The following is a 19576-nucleotide window of genomic DNA, read 5'->3' on the forward strand; positions in this document are numbered from 1 at the left end:
CCCCCCCACCCCCACCCCCACCCCCACCACCGCCACGGCTGCCGCCCCCACCGCCGCTGGCACGGCCACTGCCCCCGCCACCTCCGCCGCCACCACCGCCACCGCCGGCCCGGCCGGGAACCCGGCCGATCAGGTGACCCCGCTGCCCACCGCGACCCTCGGCGGCGACCGGAAGCGGTCCATCGAGCAGATCACGCTGCTGCTCTTCATCACGATCCCCTTCGTGGCGCTGGCCGCGGCGGTGCCGCTGGCCTGGGGCTGGGGGGTGAGCTGGCTGGACCTGGGCCTGATGACCTTCATGTACTTCCTGGGCTGCCACGGGATCACCATCGGCTTCCACCGCCACTTCACCCATCGCTCCTTCAAGGCCCGGCGGCCGCTGAGGATCGCCCTGGCGATCGCCGGATCGATGGCCGTGGAGGGCCCGCTGGTCCGCTGGGTGGCGGATCACCGCAAGCACCACAAGTACTCCGACGCCGAGGGCGACCCGCACTCGCCGTGGCGGTTCGGGGAGACGGTCCCGGCGCTGATGAAGGGCCTCTGGTGGGCCCACATCGGCTGGATGTTCGACGAGGAGCAGACCCCGCAGCACAAGTACGCCCCGGACCTGATCAGGGACCCGGCACTGCGCCGCATCTCCCGCCAGTTCTGGGTGTGGACCCTGGTGTCGCTGCTCATCCCGCCGGTCGTCGGCGGCCTGGTCACCTGGTCCTGGACGGGCGCGCTGACCGCCTTCTTCTGGGGCTCCCTGGTGCGCGTGGCGCTGCTCCACCACGTCACCTGGTCGATCAACTCCATCTGCCACGCGGTCGGCAAGCGCCCGTTCACATCGCGGGACCGCTCCGGCAACGTCTGGTGGCTGGCGGTGCTCTCCTGCGGGGAGTCCTGGCACAACCTGCACCACGCCGACCCGACCTCCGCCCGCCACGGCGTGATGCGCGGGCAGATCGACTCCAGCGCCCGGATCATCCGCTGGTTCGAGATGCTGGGCTGGGCGTCCGACGTGCGCTGGCCGAGCGCCAACCGGGTCGCCTCCCGGCGCAGGCCGGCGGCCGGGGACGGTAACTCCCGTGAAGTGGGGACCGCCGAGACGGCATGATGGGCCACTGTGGCGAGCGAGGAAAGCAGTAACGACAAGACCAGGACCCCCGCGGCCGGCCGGCGCGGCCGGCGCGTGCGGATGACCGGCAAGGAGCGCCGCGAGCAACTGCTGGACATCGGCCGGTCGCTCTTCGCCGACAAGGGTTTCGAAGGCACCTCGGTGGAGGAGATCGCGGCGCGGGCCGGGGTCTCCAAGCCGGTGGTCTACGAGCACTTCGGCGGCAAGGAAGGGCTGTACGCCGTGGTGGTGGACCGGGAGATGCGCAAGCTCCTGGAGATGGTGACCAACGGGCTGACCGCGGGCCACCCCCGGGAGCTGCTGGAACAGGCGGCCTTCTCCCTGCTGGACTACATCGACACCTATACCGACGGGTTCCGGATCCTCGTCCGGGACTCCCCGGTGGCGCAGTCCACGGGCACCTTCGCCTCACTGATCAGCGATATCGCCACCCAGGTCGAGGACATCCTGGGCCGGGAGTTCAAGGTCCGGGGGTTCGACCCCAAGCTGGCGCCGCTGTACGCGCAGGCGCTGGTCGGCATGGTCGCCCTGACCGGCCAGTGGTGGCTGGACGCCCGCAAGCCGAAGAAGGCGGAGGTCGCGGCACATCTGGTGAACCTCGCCTGGCACGGGCTGGACGGCATGGAGCAGAAGCCCCGGCTGATCGGCCACCGCAAGAGCTGAGCGCGGCGGGCGCCCTCCCCTCCCCCGGGGGAGGGGAGGGCGCCCGCGTCCGCGTTCCCCCGGGCGGCCCGGCCCGGACCCGCATGGACCCGGGTGGACCCGGGTGGCCCCCGGGCGACTCGGCCGGCTCCGGATGGACTCAGCCCACGGGTTTCCGGCCCAGCGCGAAGATCCGCCGGAACGGGAAGACGGTGCCGTGCGGCCCGGGCGGATAGGCCTTGCGGAGCAGGTCACGGTACTGGGCGAGGAACTCCGTGCGGGCGGCCTCGTCCTCGGCGAGGGCGGTGAGCACGGGGCGGAGCGCGGTGCCCTTGACCCAGTCGAGCACCGGGTCCTCGCCCCGCAGCAACTGGATGTAGGTGGTCTCCCAGGCGTCGGCCTCGCAGCCGAGGTCGGTGAGGTGTCCCAGGTACTCCCAGGCCTCGAGGACGTGGACGTAGCGGCGGGCGTGCGGGCCGACCCTCGGCCGCCACTGCGGGGAGTCGATGAGGTCGTCCAGGATGGCGTGGCTGGGAGAGGTGAAGTTGCCCGGCACCTGGAGGGCGAACGTCCCGCCGGGGGTGAGCGCCCCGGTCCAGGCGGCGAACGAGGCGCTGTGCCCCGGCACCCATTGCAGCGCGGCATTGGAGACGATCAGGTCGAAGGGTTCGTCCGGGACCCAGTCGGCGGCGTCGGCGTGGCGGAAGTCGAGACTGCCGCCGCCCGGGGTGGGCCCGGCGTACCGGGCGGCCGCCGCGAGCATCTCCGGGGAGCTGTCGAACCCGGTGATCCGGGCGCCGGGCCAGCGCCCGGCGAGCAGCGTGGTGACGTTGCCGGGGCCGCAGCCGAGGTCGGCGATGCGGGCGGGGCGGTCCCGGGCGGGGAGGTCGGGGATCCGGGCCAGCAGGTCGTGGAACGGCCGGGTGCGGTGACCGGAGTGACGGAGATACTGCTGCGGGTCCCAGGTGGGTTTCCGGGAGTTCGGCATCGATGGTGCCCCTTCGGCGCGGGTGTGGGCGGGTGGGGTGGGACGGGCCGGCGGCCGGACGAGTCCGGCCGTGCGCCCGGCGCGGTCGGCGGACACGCGGTACTGAGCGGTACTGAGCGGGGCGGTACGGGGCGGTACGGGGCGGTGCTGAGGTGTACCGGGCGGTGGTGGGCAGTGCTGGGCGGTGCGGTACGGGGCGGCGTACCCACCGCGTGGGAACCGGCGGGCGTCGCGTGGCAGCCGGGAATCATTCTCGATGTCAAGATGATCGACTTCAAGAGACTTCATGTCGACAGACCTATTACACTGATCTCCATGGAGGACGAGGTCGACCGGCTGGTCGGAGCCTGGCGCCGGGAGCGCCCGGATCTGGACGTGGAGCCGCTGGAGGTGCTGAGCCGGATCAGCAGGCTCGCGCGCCATCTCGACCGCGCGCGGCGGCTGGCCTTCTCGGAACACCATCTGGAGTCCTGGGAGTTCGACGTCCTCACCGCGCTGCGCCGGGCCGGCTCCCCCTACCAGCTCTCCCCCGGGCAGCTGCTCACGCAGACGCTGGTGACCTCCGGCACGATGACCAACCGCATCGACCGGCTCACCAAGAAGGGACTGGTGGAGCGCCTCCCCGACCCGAGCGACCGGCGCGGGGTGCTGGTGCGGCTCACCACCGAGGGGCGGGACCGCGCGGACCGCGCGCTGGCCGGGCTGCTCACCCAGGAGCGGGCCATCCTGGCCGAGCTGTCCCGGGAGCAGCGCCGTGAACTCGCCGGTCTGCTGCGGCGCCTGACGGCCCCCTTCGACAACGGTCCCGGCTGAGGCGCCCGCCGCCGGCCGGGCAGGGCGGTACGGCCCCGCCACCCTCCCTCGCCGCCCCGCCGTCACGGATGGCGCGTCCCTCCTCCTCAGCCCGCGCTGCCGACCACGGGGAGATCCTCCACCGGCCCGACGCCCGCCCGGCGGGCCAGGGCGACGGCGGCCAGGGTGGAGTGCACCCCCAGCTTGCCCAGGACGTTCTGCATATGGGTGCGGACGGTGTGCGGCGAGAGGAAGAGCCGCTCCGCGACCGCCTTGCGCCCCAGACCCGCCACCATGCAGCGGAGCACCTCCCGCTCCCGGGGCGTCAGCGACTGCACCAGCCGCTCGCTCTCCGTGCGGTGGCGGCGCGCCGCGGTCAGCTCCCGCAGCACACCGGTGAGCAGCGCCGGGGGCAGGTGCGTCTCCCCCCGGAGCACCCCGCGGATGACGGCCAGCAGCCGGGAGAGGGAGCAGTCCTTGGCGACCCAGCCGGAGGCGCCGGCCTGCAAGGCGGTGGCGGCCCGCCCGGGGTCGTCCCGCTCGGCGAGGACCACCGTGCGGACACCGGGGCGCCGCTCCCGCACCGCCGACACCAGGGATATGCCGTCCACGGCGCGTTCGGCGCCGTCGGAGCGGGCGGGGCCGATGGCGGCCGGCCCCGCGCTCCGCGCCGGCGCCGGAGGGGAACCGCCCAGATCGGCGTCGACGAGCATCACGTCGAACCGCCGCCCGTCGGCGGCGGCCCGTTCCAGGCAGCGCACCGCCGCGGGACCGCTGCCCGCCGCGGCCACCTCCACGTCCTGTTCGGCGGCGAGCGCGGCGGCGAGCGACTCGGCGAAGATGCGGTGGTCGTCCACCACCAGCACCCTGATGACCGTCACGGAGAGACCCCCTGCGTCGGGGCAGCGCCCGGTACGGGGCTGCGTCGGAACGGCAAGGGGCGGGGCATGTGTCGTCAGGTCCGTCCACACACATCGTCACCGGGGAGTGCGCCGGCCGGCCGCCCCCGCGCCACGCCCACCGCCCGGGGCACCGACCGCCTCGCCCCTGATCCGCACCGGCCCCCACCGGTGCTGAGCATCAGCGTACGGATGCGCTCCGACAAGTGAAGCCGATTGGCGAAAGTGTTCGCCTGAGAAGTTCGGCGTGTGTTCCCTGTTGTTTCTTGTGCAAGAAATCGACTGGGAATGCCGGTTGTCCGACCAGTGGCGGATGAGGCAACTCCGGCGCGTGGCACGGGAGTCGGGGCGGTACCGGGGTGACGGCCGGGGGCGGCCCCGGCGGCGACGGCCGCGCTCCGCACCGGCCCGGCGGCGGTGCCCGGAGCCGCCCCGCCCCGGAGCCCGGGCACGGCGGGGCAGAGCACGGCAGGGCAGGGCGGGGCGGGGCAGGGCGGGACGGACCCGGGCAGGACCACGGGTGCCACCGCTCCGGCGCGTGGTCCGGGACGGCCGCGGCGCGGTTCAGGCCAGCCGGCGGGCGCCCGCCGAGGGCACGGCGGGGAAGATCCGCGGTGCCCGGTGGCCGGCCGCCGCGAAGGCCGCGGAGACGGCCTCCGCCACCGTCACCGCCGCCGCCTCCGTCACCAGGACGATCGCCGAGCCGCCGAACCCGCCGCCCGTCATCCGGGCCCCCAGCGCGCCCGCCGCGCACGCCGTCCCGACGGCCAGGTCGAGTTCGGCGCAGGAGACCTCGAAGTCGTCCCGGAGCGAGGCGTGCCCCGCGGTGAGCAGCGGCCCGACGGCGTGGGTGTCACCGGCCGCCAGCAGTGCGACGACCTCCTCGACCCGGCGGTTCTCGGTCACCACGTGGCGCGCCCGGCGGAACAGCGTCTCCTCCCCCGGACCCGCGAGCCGGCCCGGCGCCTGCGCCAGTTCCTCCGGGGTCACGTCCCGCAGGGCGGGCACCCCCAGCCGGCGGGCGGCCTCCTCGCAGCTCGCGCGCCGTTCGGCGTAGGCGCCGTCGGCCAGGTCGTGGCTCACCCGGGTGTCCACGACCAGCAGCCGCAGCCCCTCGGCCGCCAGGTCGAACGGGACCTGGCGGCGCGTCAGGTCCCGCGTGTCCAGGTGCAGGGCGTGCCCCTCCGCGCAGCAGGCGGAGGCCGTCTGATCCATGATCCCGCAGGGCACGCCGACGAAGTCGTTCTCCGCGCGCTGCGCCAGCCGCGCCAGCTCCCCGGGGGGCAGCCCCAGCCCGTAGAGGTCGTTGACGGCCAGCGCGGTGACGGTCTCCAGGGCCGCGGAGGAGGACAGCCCCGCGCCGGTGGGGACGGCCGAGCGCAGATGGAGGTCGATCCCGCCGGCCTCGTGACCCGCCTCGCGCAGCGCCCAGACCACCCCGGCGGGGTAGGCGGCCCAGCCGAGGTCCCGCGCGCCCGGGGCCAGCTCGCCGGCCGCCACCTCCACCACCCCGCCGGGCACGTCGGCCGAGTGCAGCCGCAGCGCGCCGTCCGCGCGCCGGGCGACCGCGGCCCGCGCGGTGTGCGGCAGGGCGAGCGGGAGGACGAACCCGTCGTTGTAGTCGGTGTGCTCCCCGATGAGGTTGACGCGGCCGGGGGCCGCCCACACGCCCTCGGGCGCGGTGCCGTACAGGGCCGTGAAGGCGCCGGTGAGTCCGGTGACGTCGGTGGCGGAGCCCGGGGCGGTGTGCGCGGTCCCGGTCCCGTTCGAGGTCGTGGTCGTGTTCGTGTTTGTGGTCGTGGTCGTGTTCGCGCTGGTGCTCGCGTTCGTGGTGGTGGTCATCCCCGTCCCCGTGGAGGTGGTCGCGGTCCCCGCCGTGGGTGACTCGGGGGTCCCGCTCGTGCTCATGGCGTCCCCCGGCTCCGGGCGCGGGCCCGTTCCGGTGCCGCTCCGGCAGCCGGTCACGCGCCGGTCCCGTCCGCCGGGCCGTCCCCCGCCGGGCGCCGGGCGAACTCCCAGGCGTCCGCCACGATCCCGGCCAGTTCGGGGCGGGCCGGTTTCCAGCCGAGCCGGTGCCGGGCCCGCTCGGCGGAGGCGACCAGCACCGCCGGGTCGCCGGGGCGGCGGGGCGCCGCGCGCACCGGGACGGGCCGGCCGGTGACCCGCCGGACCGTCTCGATCACCTCGCGCACGGAGAAGCCGTTGCCGTTGCCGAGATTGCAGACGAGGTGCTCGCCGGGAACGGCGCTCTCCAGGGCGAGGAGATGGGCCTCGGCGAGGTCGGAGACGTGGATGTAGTCGCGGACGCAGGTGCCGTCGGGGGTCGGGTAGTCCTCGCCGTACACCGCGACGGACTCCCGGCGGCCCAGGGCCACCTGGAGGACGAGCGGGATGAGGTGGGACTCGGGGTCGTGGCGCTCGCCGTGGAGGGTGCCGCCGGGGGCCCGGTGCGCGCCGGCGACGTTGAAGTAGCGCAGCGAGACGGCGGCCAGCCCGTGCGCGGCGCACTCCCCGGCGATCATCTGGTCCACGGCGAGCTTCGACGCGCCGTACGGGCTGGTCGGGGCGGTCCGCCCGGTCTCGGTGACCGGGATGGACTCCGGCTCGCCGTAACAGGCGGCGGTGGAGGAGAAGACGAGCCGGCGGACGCCGGAGGCGCGCAGGGCGGTGAGGAGTTCCATGGTGCCGCCGACGTTGTTCCGCCAGTACTTCTCCGGGTCGGCCACGGACTCGCCGACCTGGGAGAAGGCGGCGAAGTGGAGCACCCCGTCGAAGCGGGGCGGGCCGCCGCCGGCGCCGGCGAGCCGCAACGGCGCGTCCGGCGCCGTGAGGTCCTGCACCCGGGCCTCGACGAACTCGGCGCCGGCCGGTACCGCCGCGCGGTGGCCGGTGGAGAGGTCGTCGAGCACGGTGACCCGGTGCCCGGCGGCCAGCAGCCGGGCGGCGACGGCGCTGCCGACGTAGCCCGCCCCGCCGGTGACCAGGTAGCCGCGGGTCTCGCCCGGCTCGCCGCCGCGCTCCCCGGCCGGTTCGGCGCTCGCGGCCGGTCCGGGGCCGGAATCCCCGGTGGTCCTTGCGTTCACGTCCGTGCTCCCGTTCCTTCGCGGCCCGTCCGGCCGCGCCTGTGGTGGTCCCCGCGGGTGGCGCGGGGGACGGCGGCGCCGGTGGCGCGGGCGCCGTGCGGGGTGTGCCGCGCGGAGCCGCGGGCGGGCGTCCGGGCGGTCACGCGTCCGCCACCTCGCGCAGCCGGGCCGCGGCCGCCTCCGGCGCCACGTCGTTGATGAACACGCCCATGCCGGACTCCGATCCCGCGAGGAACTTCAGCTTGCCGGAGGTGCGGCGGATGGTGAAGAGCTGGAGGTGGAGGGCGAAGTCCCCGCGTTCCACGGGGCGCTCCTCCCAGCCGCGCACCGGCGCCTGGTGCCAGCCGGAGATGTAGGGGGTGGCCGGTTCACCCGGGCCGAAGATCCGGTCGAAACGGCGCAGCAGGTCCAGGTAGATCCGGGGGAACTCGGCGCGGGCCTCCTCGCCCAGCGACGGCAGGTCGGGCACCCGGCGGAGCGGGTGCAGATGCACCTCGTAGGGCCAGTGGGCGGCGTGCGGCACGAAGGCCGTCCAGTGCTCGCCTTCCAGTACGACACGACTGCCGTCCTTGCGCTCGGCGGCGACGAGGTCGTCGAAGAGGTTGGCGCCGGTGCGCTCCCGGTGGCGGGCGAGCGAGCGGAGCATCAGCTCGGTGCGCGGGGTGGTGAAGGGATAGGCGTAGATCTGGCCGTGCGGGTGGCCGAGGGTGACACCGATCTCCCGGCCGCGGTTCTCGAAGCAGTAGATCTGCTCCACGGCCGGGTCGCGGGCGAGTGCGGCGCTGCGGTCGGTCCAGGCGTCCAGGACGAGCCGGGCGCGCTCCTCGGTGAGTCCGGCGAAGGAGGCGTCGTGGTCGGCGGTGTAGCAGACCACCTCACAGCGGCCGGTGTCCCCCGCCAGCGAGGGGAAACGGTTCTCGAAGACGGCCACCTCGTAGTCGGGGGCGGGGATCTCCGTGAGCCGGTCGCCCCGGGAGGGGCAGAGCGGGCAGGCGTCGGCCGGCGGGTGGTAGGTGCGCTCCTGGCGGTGGGAGGCGATGGCGACGGCGTCACCGAGCAGGGGGTCGTGGCGGATCTCGGAGGCGGTGGCGACGGGGCCGAGCGGGCGCAGGTCGGGGGCGTCACGGACGCGGGCGTCGCGGACACCGGTGCCGTGGGCGGGGTCCGCGTCGGCGGGGTCCGCGTCGGCGGGGGCGCCGGTGCCCGGGGGCGCCGCGTCGTAGTAGATCAGCTCGCGGCCGTCCGCGAGCCGGGTCACCGTCTTCTGCACCGGGGCTCCTCGCCTGGTCCTCTTCAGCAATGCCAAACATAATCCAACATCGAAACTCAAAAGAAAACGCCCCCTCGGAGGCCGGCCGCCGGGGCGGTGCGACCTGGAAGGCCGGTCCATCGCCGCCCTCGCCCGCAACCACGGCATCGGCCGCGGCGCCGTCCGCACCGCCGTAGCCCACGTCCCGCGGGTTCATGGGACGCCTCACCTGCCTGTCGTCAAACGATCTCTTGCCGACAGGTATCGCGGGTGAAGGCGTCGCGGCCTTCGGCATTGCGCGGCAGTGGGGAAATTCCGGCTTCGGGTCAGGCCCCCGGGTCCGGGGTGTATCTGGCAAGCATGGTCCGGACGGCCTCTTCGACGGCGTTGTGGATGTCGGAGGCTGCGGGGTTCCAGTCGGTCAGCAGCATGCGGGGCCACAGGACGTAGTTGGCGATCATGCCGAGGAACTGGTTCGCGGCGCTCACGCTGTCGGGCACGTCGGCGTTGCCCGCCGCATGCTCGGATTCCAAGTAGTGCTGGACGGAGGCGAAGTAGGGCAGTTTGCCGAGCTGGAACTGCATCCGCCCCAGCTCGGGGAAACGAGGCAGTTCGGCGATGACGATCCGGAACAGGCCCGCCATGCGGGGCCGGCCGATCAGGTCGGCGTAGCGGTGACCGATGACCGTCAGCCCGGAGCGCAGATCTCCCGCCCGTGGCCGCGCGGCGACATCGCCGGCGTCACGCTGCCAGGACTCGGTGACGATGGCCTCGAAGAGGGCCGCCTTGGTGGGGAATTGCTTGAACAGGGTGGACTTCGAGACCCCGGCCGCTTCGGCGATCCGCGCGAGGGAGGTGCCGTCGTAGCCACGGTCCAAGAACAGTTCTGTGGCCGCGGAGGTGATCGCCTCGCGCTTCTGCTGGGCGAGCCTGCGGTGATGCGCGGTGAGTTCTGCTGCCATGCGGAGAGTATGCCGCAGCCCCGAGGCGAGTCACTTGACTCGCCTCGGGGGGCCGCTTACGGTACGGCAATAAGGCGAGTCGAGTGACTCGCCTCGGGGCTATGGCACCTGGGCGCGTCCCGGTTGCCGCACAGCGGAGGACGTTCATGACAGTTGACAGGATCGCTTTGGTGACCGGTGCGAATCGCGGCCTCGGGCGCAGCGCGGCCGTCGCCCTGGCCACACGCGGGGTGCGGGTCGTGGTCACCCACCGCGGTGATGCGGCCGGGGCCGAGAGGACGGTGGAACAGGTGCAGGCCGTGGGTGGGACTGCCGCTGTTCTCCGGCTCGACATCAGCGACGTCTCCTCCTTCGCGTCCTTCACCTCCGAACTGGGCGCGCGGCTGGAGCGCTGGGGTTCTTCGCGGCTCGACATCCTGGTCAACAACGCGGGAGTGGGAGTCTTCGGGCCGCTGGAGACGGTCACGACCGACGACTTCGACACGGTGATGGGCACCAACGTCAGGGGCGCGTTCTTCCTAATCCAGTCGCTCGTGCCACTGCTGGCCCAGGGCGGCCGGGTCATCAACGTCTCGACGTCACTGACCCGCCACACCAGCCCCGCCACCTCGGTCTACTCCGCCTCGAAGGCCGCCGTCGAAGCTCTGAGCCGCACCCTCGCCGCAGAACTCGGACCTCGCGGCATCCGGGTCAACTCCATCGCCCCGGGGCCGACCGCCACCGACTTCAACGGCGGAGCGATGCGGGACGACACCGGAATGCGCCAGGTTCTGGCCGGACAGACCGCGCTCGGCCGGGTCGGCGAACCTGAGGAGATCGGCGACGCCATCGCCACGCTGGCCTCCGAGGGACTGCGCTGGGTCACCGCCCAGCGCATCGAGGTCTCCGGCGGCGCCCTCCTGTGACGCCGGGCGACGGCCGGCAGGGAAGCAGGCGGTGACGGCTCACCGCACTGCGGGCCGACCGGCCCGTCCTCATCCTCGTCCAGCTCTGGCGCATCGGGGGGCCGAAGCGGGCGCAGGGCGCCGGCGGCCCGTTCCCGAGGCCGGTGAAGGCGGACCGGGCGGCTCGGCGGCGGCAGGGACCGGGGGCCCTGGCCCTTCCGGACGGACCGAGGCGGGCGGGACGAACGGGGCTGCGGGAGGGGGTAAGGGCCACGGGCCCCGCACGGCCGCCAGGGCGGGCGCGGCCCACCGCGGCCGCACGTTTTCCGGCCCCGGCGCCGTGAACCGCCCGCCGCGGGGCCGCCGGCTCATCCCGGCTCGGTGCGGGCCGCGGCGCGTTCCAGCAGCCCCGTACGGGCCGCGAGCGCGGCGGCCTCCAGCCGGGAGCCCACCCCGAGCTTCATCAGCACCCGCTGCACATGGGTGCGGGCGGTGCTCGGGGCTATGCCCATGCGCGCGGCGATCACGCGGGTGTCCTCGCCGTCGGTGACCCGCATCAGCACCTCGACCTCACGGGGCGTCAGCATCCGCAGCAGCCGGGTGGCCTCGTCGTCCGGCTGATCCACCGGGTCGAGCAGCTCGGCGAACGCGCCCTGGAGCAGTTGGGGCGCCACCGCCGCCTCGCCCGCGCGCGCCTTCATCATGGCGCGTTCCACTCCCTCGATCCGCTCGTCCTGCCGGACGTAGCCGGAGGCGCCGGCGGCGAAGGCGGCCGCGATCCCCCGCGGGTTGGGCACCGGGCCCAGCACCACCACGGCGACCTGTGGCCGTTCCCGTCTGATCCGCGCCACCGGGTCGAACACCCCCGGTTCCTCGGGCGCCGACGTGCCCAGCAGGCAGATCTCCGGGATCCGGGTGACGACCAGGTCCGCCGCGCCGGAACTCGGCGCGGTGGCGGCCAGTACCCGGTGCCCGCGCAGCTTGAGCGCCGAGGCCAGCGCCTCGGCCAGCAGACGGTGGTCGTCCACCACGATGAGCCGTACGCCCATGAGCTCTCCCCAATCCCCCGCAGCCCCGGGCTCTCGTCCCGCGCAAGCTACACGTTCATGCGGTCCGATGCGCCCGTTGCCCGGGAAAAGTGCCATGGAACGTCGAAATACCAGTCAATTCGGGTCTGAATTGCGACAGTCTCGATCAACGCGTGCGCAGGGCACCGGTGGTGCCCGCCGGGATTTCGCGGTGCGCGGCGGGATTTCACGCGCGGCGGGACTGCGCGGCGGACGGACGCCGTAACACCCGGAACAACAGCGGGCCCGGCGGAAGGGCGCCGTCGCGCGCCGTTCCGCCGGGCCCCGGCTCCCGCGGGGGGAGCGGCGGCTCACTTACCGCCGTAGGCCAGCATCATGTAGTCATCCGCCGAGGAACGCTCGGAGATCATCATGCGCCCCAGGTAGAGCCGTCCGCCGTGGTAGACCACCTGGACGTTGAGGGAGGGCCGGAAGGCCGACTCCGTCTGCGCCGTGCTCTTGGTGTTCTTCAGATAGACCGTGCTCTTCATGGACTTCGGGTCGATGGCCATGATCTGCCCGCCCATGTCGTAGGTGGGCTCCATGTAGGCGATGAGCTTGTCGCCGTCCATCTGGAGCGGCGTCATCACACGGCGCCCGCCCGCCTCGGCCTTGCCCCGCGGCTTGCCGCTGTCCAGGTCGAAGGCGACGACCTCGTTGGTCCGCCCGTAGTCCTCCGTCTGGCTCTCGCGCTCCTCGGTGGCCATGTAGAGGGAGTCCTCGTCGACGACGATCATCTTGCAGTCCTCGACGTCGGTGGCGGCGCACCGCGCGGTGTACTTGCCGTTCCCCGTGGAGATCCGGCTGCGCATCGCGCCCTTGTCGTCGAGGGCGATGACGTCGGACATGCCCGCGCCCACGGTGTCCCCGGCGTCGATGCCGATCACGACCGGGTCGGTGGAGATGACGTGCGCGTAGTCCACGCCGCCGGGAACCTTGTAGGAGAACTCCGGCTTGCCCGAGGACGGGTCGATCTTCTGCACCTCCAGCCGCGGCGAGGAGTAGCTGCCGCACCGGCGCACGGCCACCAGCGCCTTGCCGCCGCCGTACCCGGAGTCCTTGCACTCGGAGGCCTGGTCCGGCTGCCACAGCTCCTTGCCGGAGTCGAGCTTCCACGCCGCGCCGCCGTTGAGACCGCCGGCCGCGACCACGCCGGGGCCGATCGTCACCTCGTCGAAGCGGATCTTCTCGTCGCCGGAGCCGACCTGCTTCTCCCACTCCTTCTTGCCGGTGGCGATGTCGAACACGGCGACCCGGGTGCACGGCTGGTAACGGCCGTCGCCGCCGATCTTCTTCTCCTGGAAGAGCACCGCGGCCTTGCCGTCCTCGCTGATCTGCCGGGAGGCCCAGCAGATGTTGCCGGCGAGCGGCAGCTTCCACTTCTCCTTGCCGCCGTCCGCGGTGACGCCGATCACCGAGTCGACGGAGCCCTTGGCGACGACGCCGCCGGCCGCCCAGAGACCCTCGACCACCACGACGTCGTCCACCTCGGGCTGCTGGACGGTGAAGAGCAGCTCCGCGTCGGTCTTCGCGGGCTTCTCGCCCGCCGGGACGCCCGCGTCTCCCTTGGGTCCGCCGGTGCCGCCACCGGTGCCGCCCTTGTCCCCGCCGCCGTCCGGCTGGGAGTTGCCGGCCTCGTCCTTCTCCTTGCCGCCCTCGTCGTCACCGCTCGCCAGCCAGATGCCGCTCACGGCGATCAGCGCCACGGCGACCACCGCACCGATGATGATCATGAGTCGCTGCCTGGCGCCCTGGCCGCCCCCGGGCGGTGTGCCCGGGCCGGCGCCGGGGGCCGGCGGATACATGGCGTACTGCTGCTGGCCGTACGGCTGACCGGGCTGCCCCGGCTGACCGTACGGCTGAGTCGGCTGGCCGTACGGCTGGCCCGGCTGCCCGTACGGCTGGCCCGGCTGCCCGTACGGCTGCTGGCCCGGGTAGCCGTACCCCGCGGCGCCGGGGGGCTGCTGCGGGTAGCCGTACCCCGGGGCCGGCGGGGGCTGCTGGGGATAGCCGTAGCCCGGTGCGGGCGGCGGCGCGGGCGCGCCGAAGCTGCCGGCGGGTGGCGGGGCGGCGGGGGGCGGACCTGCGGGGGGCGGAGGTGGCGGCCCGCCGGCGGGCGGCGGGGCGGCCGGTCCGTCCTGCTTCGACAGGTCCGGGCCGGGACCGGGCTGCGGAGCCGGGGACGGCTGCGGCGGCGCTGCCGACTGCGGCGGCTGCGGCGGCTGGGACGGCTGCGGAGCGCCGGAGCTGTCACCGCGCTCCGCGGGCCGGCCGTCGGAACCGGAGTCGTTCCCGCTCCCGGGAGGGTCGGCGGAGGGCTGGTTGGGCGGTTGGGGCGGCTGCGACATCAGCTTTCCTCTTCACGCGGGCACAGGGCCCGAGATCGGTCTCCCCCTCGCGCCGGCGGACGGGGGACCGCCTGCCGGAGCGGAGCGATTCGGACACGAGACCCGCCCGCCGACGGCGGAGCGAGCACGCTCTTTGTACCACCCGGGTCGAACGGCGCAGCGAACGCTGACGGAGCTATCGAACAGCTGAGACCGCCTCGTGACGCGGCCGTTGCCCGGCCGCCGTCCCCTCCGCGCCCGCCCCCGTGCCCGCGCCGGTGGCCGGCGCGGGCGCCGTTCCGCTCAGACCTCGTCGGCGAGTTCCAGCCACCGCGTCTCCAACTCCTCGCGCTCCTTGAGGAGTTCACGGAGTTCGGTGTCGAGCTCGGCCACCTTCGCGAAGTCGGTGGCGTGCTCCGCGATCCGGGCGTGCAGCGCGGTCTCCGTCTCGCCGACGCGGTCCAGCCGGCGTTCGATGCGCTGGAGCTCCTTCTTCGCCGCGCGGGTGTCCTTGGCGGCCTTGGGGTCGGCCGCCTCCTTGACGTCCTTACCCGCCTTGCCGTCCCGCGCCGGAGCGCCCGTCCGCTCCCGGTCCGCCACGGCCCGGCGGCGTTCCAGGTACTCGTCGATACCGCGGGGCAGCATCCGCAGCGCGCGGTCGCCGAGGAGCGCCATCACCTTGTCCGTGGTGCGCTCGACGAAGTAGCGGTCGTGGCTGATGACCAGGAGGGAGCCGGGCCAGCCGTCGAGGAGGTCCTCCAGCTGCGTCAGGGTCTCGATGTCGAGGTCGTTGGTGGGCTCGTCGAGGAAGAGGACGTTGGGCTCGTCCATCAGCAGGCGCAGCAGTTGCAGCCGGCGGCGCTCGCCGCCGGAGAGGTCGCCGACCGGCGTCCACTGCTTCTCCTTGGTGAAGCCGAACTTCTCGCAGAGCTGCGAGGCCGTCAGCTCCCGGCCGTTGCCGAGGTCCACGCGCTGCCGCACCTGCTCCACGGCCTCCAGGACCCGCAGCCCGCGGTCGAGCTCCGCGACCTCCTGGGAGAGGTAGGCGAGCCGGACGGTCCTGCCGGCGACGATCCGGCCGGCCGCGGGCTGCCGCTCGCCCTCGTCGTCCGCGGCGTCCGCCATGGCGCGCAGCAGCGAGGTCTTGCCCGCCCCGTTGACGCCGACCAGACCGACGCGGTCACCCGGGCCGAGCTGCCAGGTGAGGTGCGTCAGCAGCTCCTTCTCCCCGGCCCGGACGGTGACGTCCTCCAGGTCGAACACGGTCTTGCCGAGGCGGGAGCCGGCGAACCGCATCAGCTCCGCGCGGTCCCGCGGCGGCGGCACGTCCGCGATCAGCTCGTTGGCCGCCTCGATGCGGAACCGGGGCTTACTGGTGCGGGCGGGGGCGCCGCGGCGCAGCCAGGCCAGCTCCTTGCGCATCAGGTTCTGCCGCTTGGTCTCCTCCGTGGCGGCGATCCGCTCGCGCTCGGCGCGGGCGAAGACGTAGTCGGAGTAGCCGCCCTCGTACTCGTGGACCGCGCCGCGCTGGACGTCCCACATGCGGGTGGCGACCTGGTCGAGGAACCAGCGGTCGTGGGTGACGACGACGAGGGCGGAGCGGCGGGCCCGCAGATGGGCGGCGAGCCAGGAGATCCCCTCCACGTCGAGGTGGTTGGTGGGCTCGTCGAGGACGATCAGATCCTGCTCGGCGACGAGGAGCTTGGCCAGCGCGATGCGTCGGCGCTCGCCGCCGGAGAGGGGGCCGATGACGGTGTCGGGGCCCTGCGGGAAGCCCGGCATGCCGAGGCTGCCGAAGAGGCCGGTGATGACGTCCCGCACGCGGGGGTCGCCCGCCCACTCGTGCTCGGCCAGGTCGCCGATGACCTCCTGGCGGACCGTGGCCGCCGGGTCCAGCGAGTCGTGCTGCGTCAGCACGCCGAGGCGGAGACCCCCGGCGTGGGTGACGCGCCCGCTGTCCGCCGGCTCCAGCTTGGCGAGGATCCGCACCAGGGTGGTCTTGCCGTCACCGTTGCGGCCGACGACGCCGATCCGGTCCCCTTCGCCCACACCGAGGGAGATGCCGTCGAGCAGCGCACGGGTGCCGTACACCTTGCCGACGGTTTCCAGATTGACGAGGTTGGTGGCCATTCCGCTCCTGATTCCAACGGTTCGCAGGGCTCGCGGGCCGCGTCGGGCGGCCTCCGGTGAGCTGGTTCTCCAGGGTAGTCGCCGCCGTCGCCGCCCCCGCCGGGCTGTGGACGACGCGGACCGCGGGAGCCGGCGGGGCAGGCACTCCGGGGCCTCCGGCCCGCTGGGGGACGAAGAAACGGAAGCGGCGGCTCCCGCGTACGGCGGGACGCGGCGGCACACGGGGTGCCGGGGCCGTCGTGCGCCGCCGGGCGGCCGCCGCCCGCCCGGGCGCTACCCCCCGGCGCCGGTCACGGCCGCCCCCGCCGCCGGGGACGTGGCGACGCGCGCCGTGCGGCAGGTGCCGGAGGAGCGCAGGGCCGCGGCCAGCCGCTCCGCCCCGTCCGCCGAGGCGGCGAGGAAGGCCGTGGTCGGCCCCGAGCCGGAGACGAGGGCGGCCAGGGCGCCGGCCGCCGCGCCCGCCGCCAGGGTCCGGGCGAGGGAGGGGCGCAGGGAGAGCGCGGCGGCCTGGAGGTCGTTGCTCGTCCCGGCCGGGCCCGAGGTCAGGGCGGCGGCGAGGGCCGGGGTGTCCCCGGCCGCCAGCGCGGCCAGCAGCGGCCCGGAGGGTTCCGGGTCGGGGACGTCGGCCGAGGTGGCGCCCGTGCCGGAGGCCGTGCGCAGCCGGTCGCACTCCCGGTAGACGGCCGGGGTGGAGAGGCCGCCGTCGGCGGGGGCGAACACCCAGTGGAAGACGCCGCCCACGGCGAGGGGGGTGAGCAGCTCGCCCCTCCCCCGGCCCAGCGCGGCGCCGCCGACCAGGCTGAACGGCACATCGCTGCCCAACTCGGCGCAGATGGCGAGGAGCTCCGCGCGCGGGGTGGCGGTGCCCCACAGCGTGTCGCAGGCCAGCAGGGCGCCGGCCGCGTCGGCGCTGCCGCCGGCCATGCCCCCGGCGACCGGGATGTCCTTGGCGATGCGCAGCCGCACCCGGGGCTCGATCCCGTGGTGGGCGGCGAGGAGTTCCGCCGCGCGGACCGCGAGGTTGGTGCCGTCCAGCGGCACCTGGTCCGCGTCCGGGCCGGTGACGGTGACCGAGATCCCCGGCGCCTCGGCCGCCTCCGCCGTGACCTCGTCGTACAGGCCGACGGCGAGGAAGACGTTGGCCAAGTCGTGGAAGCCGTCCGGGCGGAGACCGCCGACGGCGAGCTGCGCGTTGACCTTCGCGGGCACGCGGACCGTGACGGCCGGGGCGCCGGGGGCGGCTGGGCCGGGGGCGCCGGGGGCCGTCCGGCTTCCGCTGCCGCCGCTCGCCGTGTCCGGGGTGCTCGGGGTGCTCGCCGTGTCCGGGGTGCGGGGCGTGCTCGGCGTGCTCGTTTCGCTCACTGGGTGGGCTCCGTGTCGTCCTGCCGGTCCGCCGGCGTCCGGGTTTCCTGTTCTGCGCGGGTCCGCTCCGTCCCCGGGGCCCGGCGCGTCACCGTCCGCCGGCCGGTTCCGGCTCCTGTTCCAGCTCCTGTTCCAGCACCGGGGCCGTGTTCCGCGATCGCCGCGAACTCCTCCACCGTCAGCTGCTCCCCGCGTGCCCGCGGCGCCACCCCCGCGGCGAGCAGCGCCTCCTCGGCGGCGGCCGCGGAGCCGGCCCAGCCCGCGAGCGCCGCCCGGAGCGTCTTGCGCCGCTGCGCGAAGGCGGCGTCCACCACCGCGAACACCTCCGCGCGGGAGGCCGTGGTGGCGGGTGGGGCGGCCCGGCGGACCAGGGAGACCAGCCCGGAGTCCACGTTGGGCGCCGGCCAGAACACGGTGCGCCCGATCGACCCGGCCCGGCGGACCTCCGCGTACCAGGCGGCCTTCACCGACGGCACCCCGTACACCCTGGAGCCGGGGGCGGCGGCCAGCCGGTCGGCGACCTCGGCCTGCACCATGACGAGGGTGCGTTCGATCGAGGGGAAGCGCTCCAGCATGTGCAGCAGGACGGGCACGGCGACGTTGTAGGGGAGGTTGGCCACCAGCGCGGTCGGCGGCGGGCCGGGCAGTTCGGTGACGCGCAGCGCGTCGGAGTGCACCAGTTCGAACCGGTCGGCCCGCTCGGGAAGCCGGGCGCGGACGGTGGCGGGGAGCGCCTGCGCGAGCACGTCGTCGATCTCGACCGCGACGACCCGCTCGGCGGCCGCCAGCAGCGCCAGGGTCAGCGACCCCAGCCCGGGGCCGATCTCCACCACCGTGTCCGCGGGCCGCACCCCGGCGGCGCGGACGATACGGCGCACCGTGTTGGCGTCGATGACGAAGTTCTGGCCGCGCTGCTTGGTGGGGCGTACGCCGAGGGCGGCGGCCAGTTCGCGGACGTCGGCGGGGCCCAGCAGGGGGCCGGGCCCGTCGGGCTCGGTGCTCGTGCTCACCCGTGCAGCTTACGGCGGGCGCCGGGGCCGTCCCCCGCCGCCCGCGTGACCGCCCGCGGGCGGGGCCGGGCCGGCGGCGGGCCGGCGGACCGCCGGAGTCAGGCCGGGAAGGGGCCCGCCTCGCCGGCCGCCCGGGCGTCCCCGGCCCGTTCCACCCGGATCACGCTCCCGCCGCGCGGGAAGCCGTCCGGAGGGAGGGAGGTGGTGTCCCGCTCCCGCAGCTCCACCCCGGCCTCGGCCACGGCCTCCCGCACGGTGCCCGCCGTGGTGCGCAGCACCAGCCGGCGGCCGTCGGCCACCACCGTGACCGTGCGCTCCGTGCGGACCCGCAGCGCGAGCCCGTGGAGCGGCACCTCCGTCCAGGGCGGCACGGAGAGATGGGCGCCCGCCGTGTCCACGCCGAGTTCGCGCAGCGCCTCCCCCACGGTGTCCTCGGTGGTCCACTCCGGGCGGCGGCGGTCGTCGACGGTCAGCTCCAGCGGACGGCCGCGGCGGACGGCGACCTCGTCCCCGTGGACGAGCGGCCGGCCGATGCCGACCGGGGGCGACACCGCGTCGTGCGGGCCGAGCCGCACCCCCTCCCGGGCCAGCAATTCGTCCACGCCGCCCGCGAAGGTGTGCAGCGTGCGCTGGCGTCCGTCGACGCTCAGCCGCACCGCCTTGTCGTGGATGACGAACGCCCAGGTGCCGCCCGCCAGCACCACCAGCACCAGGGCCCGCGGGACCAGCGTGCGCAGCCGCGCGGGGCGGACCTCCGGTCCGGACACGGGACGGGACACAGGGCGGAACACGGGGCGGAACACAGCCCGGGGCGCGCGGACCGGGCGGTGGCGCCGGCGCGCAGCCCGCCGGGCGCGGACCCGGGCGTGCGCGGTGTGGCCCAGGTCCGCGCCCGGCAGGGGCGGCAGCAGGAACCCCGGCAGGGTGGGGTCGAGCGCCTCCCCCGGCCGTACGGGTGGACGGGGGGAAGGAGCGGCGGGGGGGGGGGGCGGGGGGGGGGGGGCGGGGGGGGGGGGGGGGGGGGGGGGGGGGGGGGGCAGGGGGGGGGGGGGGGGGGGGGG

General features: G+C 74.9%; 16 protein-coding genes. 4 read left to right on the forward strand and 12 right to left on the reverse strand.

Features of this window, described 5'->3' with window-relative positions; genetic code table 11:
- The first annotated feature begins 133 nt into the window (after nt 1-133).
- Both HCK00_RS26415 and HCK00_RS26420 read left to right on the forward strand, forming a co-directional pair.
- Nucleotides 134-1099 (forward strand): acyl-CoA desaturase, encoded by a 966-nt coding sequence (locus tag HCK00_RS26415; protein ID WP_168104569.1) that lies wholly within the window; start codon nt 134-136, stop codon nt 1097-1099.
- A 9-nt stretch (nt 1100-1108) separates the two neighbouring features.
- The gene (locus HCK00_RS26420) at nt 1109-1783 is read left to right on the forward strand and encodes a TetR/AcrR family transcriptional regulator (protein ID WP_168104570.1); all 675 of its coding nucleotides are present in this window, start codon (nt 1109-1111) and stop codon (nt 1781-1783) included.
- 139 nt (nt 1784-1922) lie between these two features.
- On the opposite strand, the gene HCK00_RS26425 is transcribed toward HCK00_RS26420, so the two are convergent.
- On the reverse strand, nt 1923-2750 hold the full coding sequence (locus HCK00_RS26425) for a trans-aconitate 2-methyltransferase (protein ID WP_168104571.1): 828 nt from the start codon (nt 2748-2750) through the stop codon (nt 1923-1925).
- A gap of 315 nt (nt 2751-3065) precedes the next feature.
- Here HCK00_RS26425 and HCK00_RS26430 point away from each other — a divergent pair, with 315 nt between their 5' ends.
- Nucleotides 3066-3563, forward strand: coding sequence for a MarR family winged helix-turn-helix transcriptional regulator (locus tag HCK00_RS26430; protein WP_168104583.1), 498 nt, complete (start codon nt 3066-3068; stop codon nt 3561-3563).
- An 86-nt stretch (nt 3564-3649) separates the two neighbouring features.
- Here HCK00_RS26430 and HCK00_RS26435 read toward each other — a convergent pair whose 3' ends face one another.
- The 5 genes from HCK00_RS26435 to HCK00_RS26455 all read right to left on the reverse strand — a co-directional run bounded on the left by HCK00_RS26435 (nt 3650) and on the right by HCK00_RS26455 (nt 9735).
- Nucleotides 3650-4423: a response regulator transcription factor gene (locus HCK00_RS26435; RefSeq protein ID WP_168104572.1), complete on the reverse strand. Its 774-nt coding sequence runs from the start codon at nt 4421-4423 to the stop codon at nt 3650-3652.
- A gap of 582 nt (nt 4424-5005) precedes the next feature.
- A complete protein-coding gene (gene galK, locus HCK00_RS26440) occupies nt 5006-6283 on the reverse strand; it encodes a galactokinase (RefSeq protein WP_168104573.1) in 1278 nt (425 codons plus the stop codon).
- Between the two features lie 119 nt (nt 6284-6402).
- Nucleotides 6403-7425 carry a UDP-glucose 4-epimerase GalE gene (galE, locus tag HCK00_RS26445; protein ID WP_206321030.1) on the reverse strand — a complete coding sequence of 341 codons (1023 nt, stop codon included), beginning with the start codon at nt 7423-7425 and terminating at the stop codon, nt 6403-6405.
- Between the two features lie 238 nt (nt 7426-7663).
- Nucleotides 7664-8794 carry a galactose-1-phosphate uridylyltransferase gene (gene galT / locus HCK00_RS26450; RefSeq protein WP_168104575.1) on the reverse strand — a complete coding sequence of 377 codons (1131 nt, stop codon included), beginning with the start codon at nt 8792-8794 and terminating at the stop codon, nt 7664-7666.
- 305 nt (nt 8795-9099) lie between these two features.
- Entirely contained in the window at nt 9100-9735 is a 636-nt protein-coding gene (locus tag HCK00_RS26455; RefSeq protein WP_168104576.1) for a TetR/AcrR family transcriptional regulator, read from the reverse strand.
- Between the two features lie 146 nt (nt 9736-9881).
- Between HCK00_RS26455 and HCK00_RS26460 the strand changes: the two genes are divergently transcribed.
- Nucleotides 9882-10640: an SDR family NAD(P)-dependent oxidoreductase gene (locus HCK00_RS26460; protein WP_168104577.1), complete on the forward strand. Its 759-nt coding sequence runs from the start codon at nt 9882-9884 to the stop codon at nt 10638-10640.
- A gap of 347 nt (nt 10641-10987) precedes the next feature.
- On the opposite strand, the gene HCK00_RS26465 is transcribed toward HCK00_RS26460, so the two are convergent.
- The 6 genes from HCK00_RS26465 to HCK00_RS26490 all read right to left on the reverse strand — a co-directional run bounded on the left by HCK00_RS26465 (nt 10988) and on the right by HCK00_RS26490 (nt 19294).
- Nucleotides 10988-11668, reverse strand: coding sequence for a response regulator transcription factor (locus HCK00_RS26465; protein ID WP_168104578.1), 681 nt, complete (start codon nt 11666-11668; stop codon nt 10988-10990).
- A 329-nt stretch (nt 11669-11997) separates the two neighbouring features.
- The gene (locus tag HCK00_RS26470; RefSeq protein ID WP_168104579.1) at nt 11998-14034 is read right to left on the reverse strand and encodes an outer membrane protein assembly factor BamB family protein; all 2037 of its coding nucleotides are present in this window, start codon (nt 14032-14034) and stop codon (nt 11998-12000) included.
- Between the two features lie 282 nt (nt 14035-14316).
- Nucleotides 14317-16143, reverse strand: coding sequence for an ABC-F family ATP-binding cassette domain-containing protein (locus tag HCK00_RS26475; RefSeq protein WP_168104580.1), 1827 nt, complete (start codon nt 16141-16143; stop codon nt 14317-14319).
- A 273-nt stretch (nt 16144-16416) separates the two neighbouring features.
- Nucleotides 16417-17505: a 4-(cytidine 5'-diphospho)-2-C-methyl-D-erythritol kinase gene (locus tag HCK00_RS26480; RefSeq protein WP_168104581.1), complete on the reverse strand. Its 1089-nt coding sequence runs from the start codon at nt 17503-17505 to the stop codon at nt 16417-16419.
- A complete protein-coding gene (gene rsmA, locus HCK00_RS26485; protein ID WP_168104582.1) occupies nt 17502-18515 on the reverse strand; it encodes a 16S rRNA (adenine(1518)-N(6)/adenine(1519)-N(6))-dimethyltransferase RsmA in 1014 nt (337 codons plus the stop codon). Before rsmA ends, HCK00_RS26480 begins: the two co-directional genes overlap by 4 nt.
- 98 nt (nt 18516-18613) lie before the next feature.
- The gene (locus HCK00_RS26490) at nt 18614-19294 is read right to left on the reverse strand and encodes a ubiquitin-like domain-containing protein (protein WP_311765518.1); all 681 of its coding nucleotides are present in this window, start codon (nt 19292-19294) and stop codon (nt 18614-18616) included.
- Between the last annotated feature and the right edge of the window lie 282 nt (nt 19295-19576).

Source organism: Streptomyces zingiberis (genome assembly GCF_012034935.1).
In the GTDB taxonomy this organism is placed as follows: Bacteria; Actinomycetota; Actinomycetes; order Streptomycetales; family Streptomycetaceae; genus Streptomyces; species Streptomyces zingiberis.

Coding starts and splice junctions, on each gene's coding strand:
- HCK00_RS26425 (WP_168104571.1), bottom strand. CDS start 2,750: ATGCCGAACTCCCGGAAACCCACCTGGGACCCGCAGCAGTATCTCCGT.
- HCK00_RS26430 (WP_168104583.1), top strand. CDS start 3,066: ATGGAGGACGAGGTCGACCGGCTGGTCGGAGCCTGGCGCCGGGAGCGC.
- galK (WP_168104573.1), bottom strand. CDS start 6,283: ATGACCACCACCACGAACGCGAGCACCAGCGCGAACACGACCACGACC.
- HCK00_RS26455 (WP_168104576.1), bottom strand. CDS start 9,735: ATGGCAGCAGAACTCACCGCGCATCACCGCAGGCTCGCCCAGCAGAAG.
- HCK00_RS26460 (WP_168104577.1), top strand. CDS start 9,882: ATGACAGTTGACAGGATCGCTTTGGTGACCGGTGCGAATCGCGGCCTC.
- HCK00_RS26465 (WP_168104578.1), bottom strand. CDS start 11,668: ATGGGCGTACGGCTCATCGTGGTGGACGACCACCGTCTGCTGGCCGAG.
- HCK00_RS26470 (WP_168104579.1), bottom strand. CDS start 14,034: ATGTCGCAGCCGCCCCAACCGCCCAACCAGCCCTCCGCCGACCCTCCC.
- HCK00_RS26475 (WP_168104580.1), bottom strand. CDS start 16,143: ATGGCCACCAACCTCGTCAATCTGGAAACCGTCGGCAAGGTGTACGGC.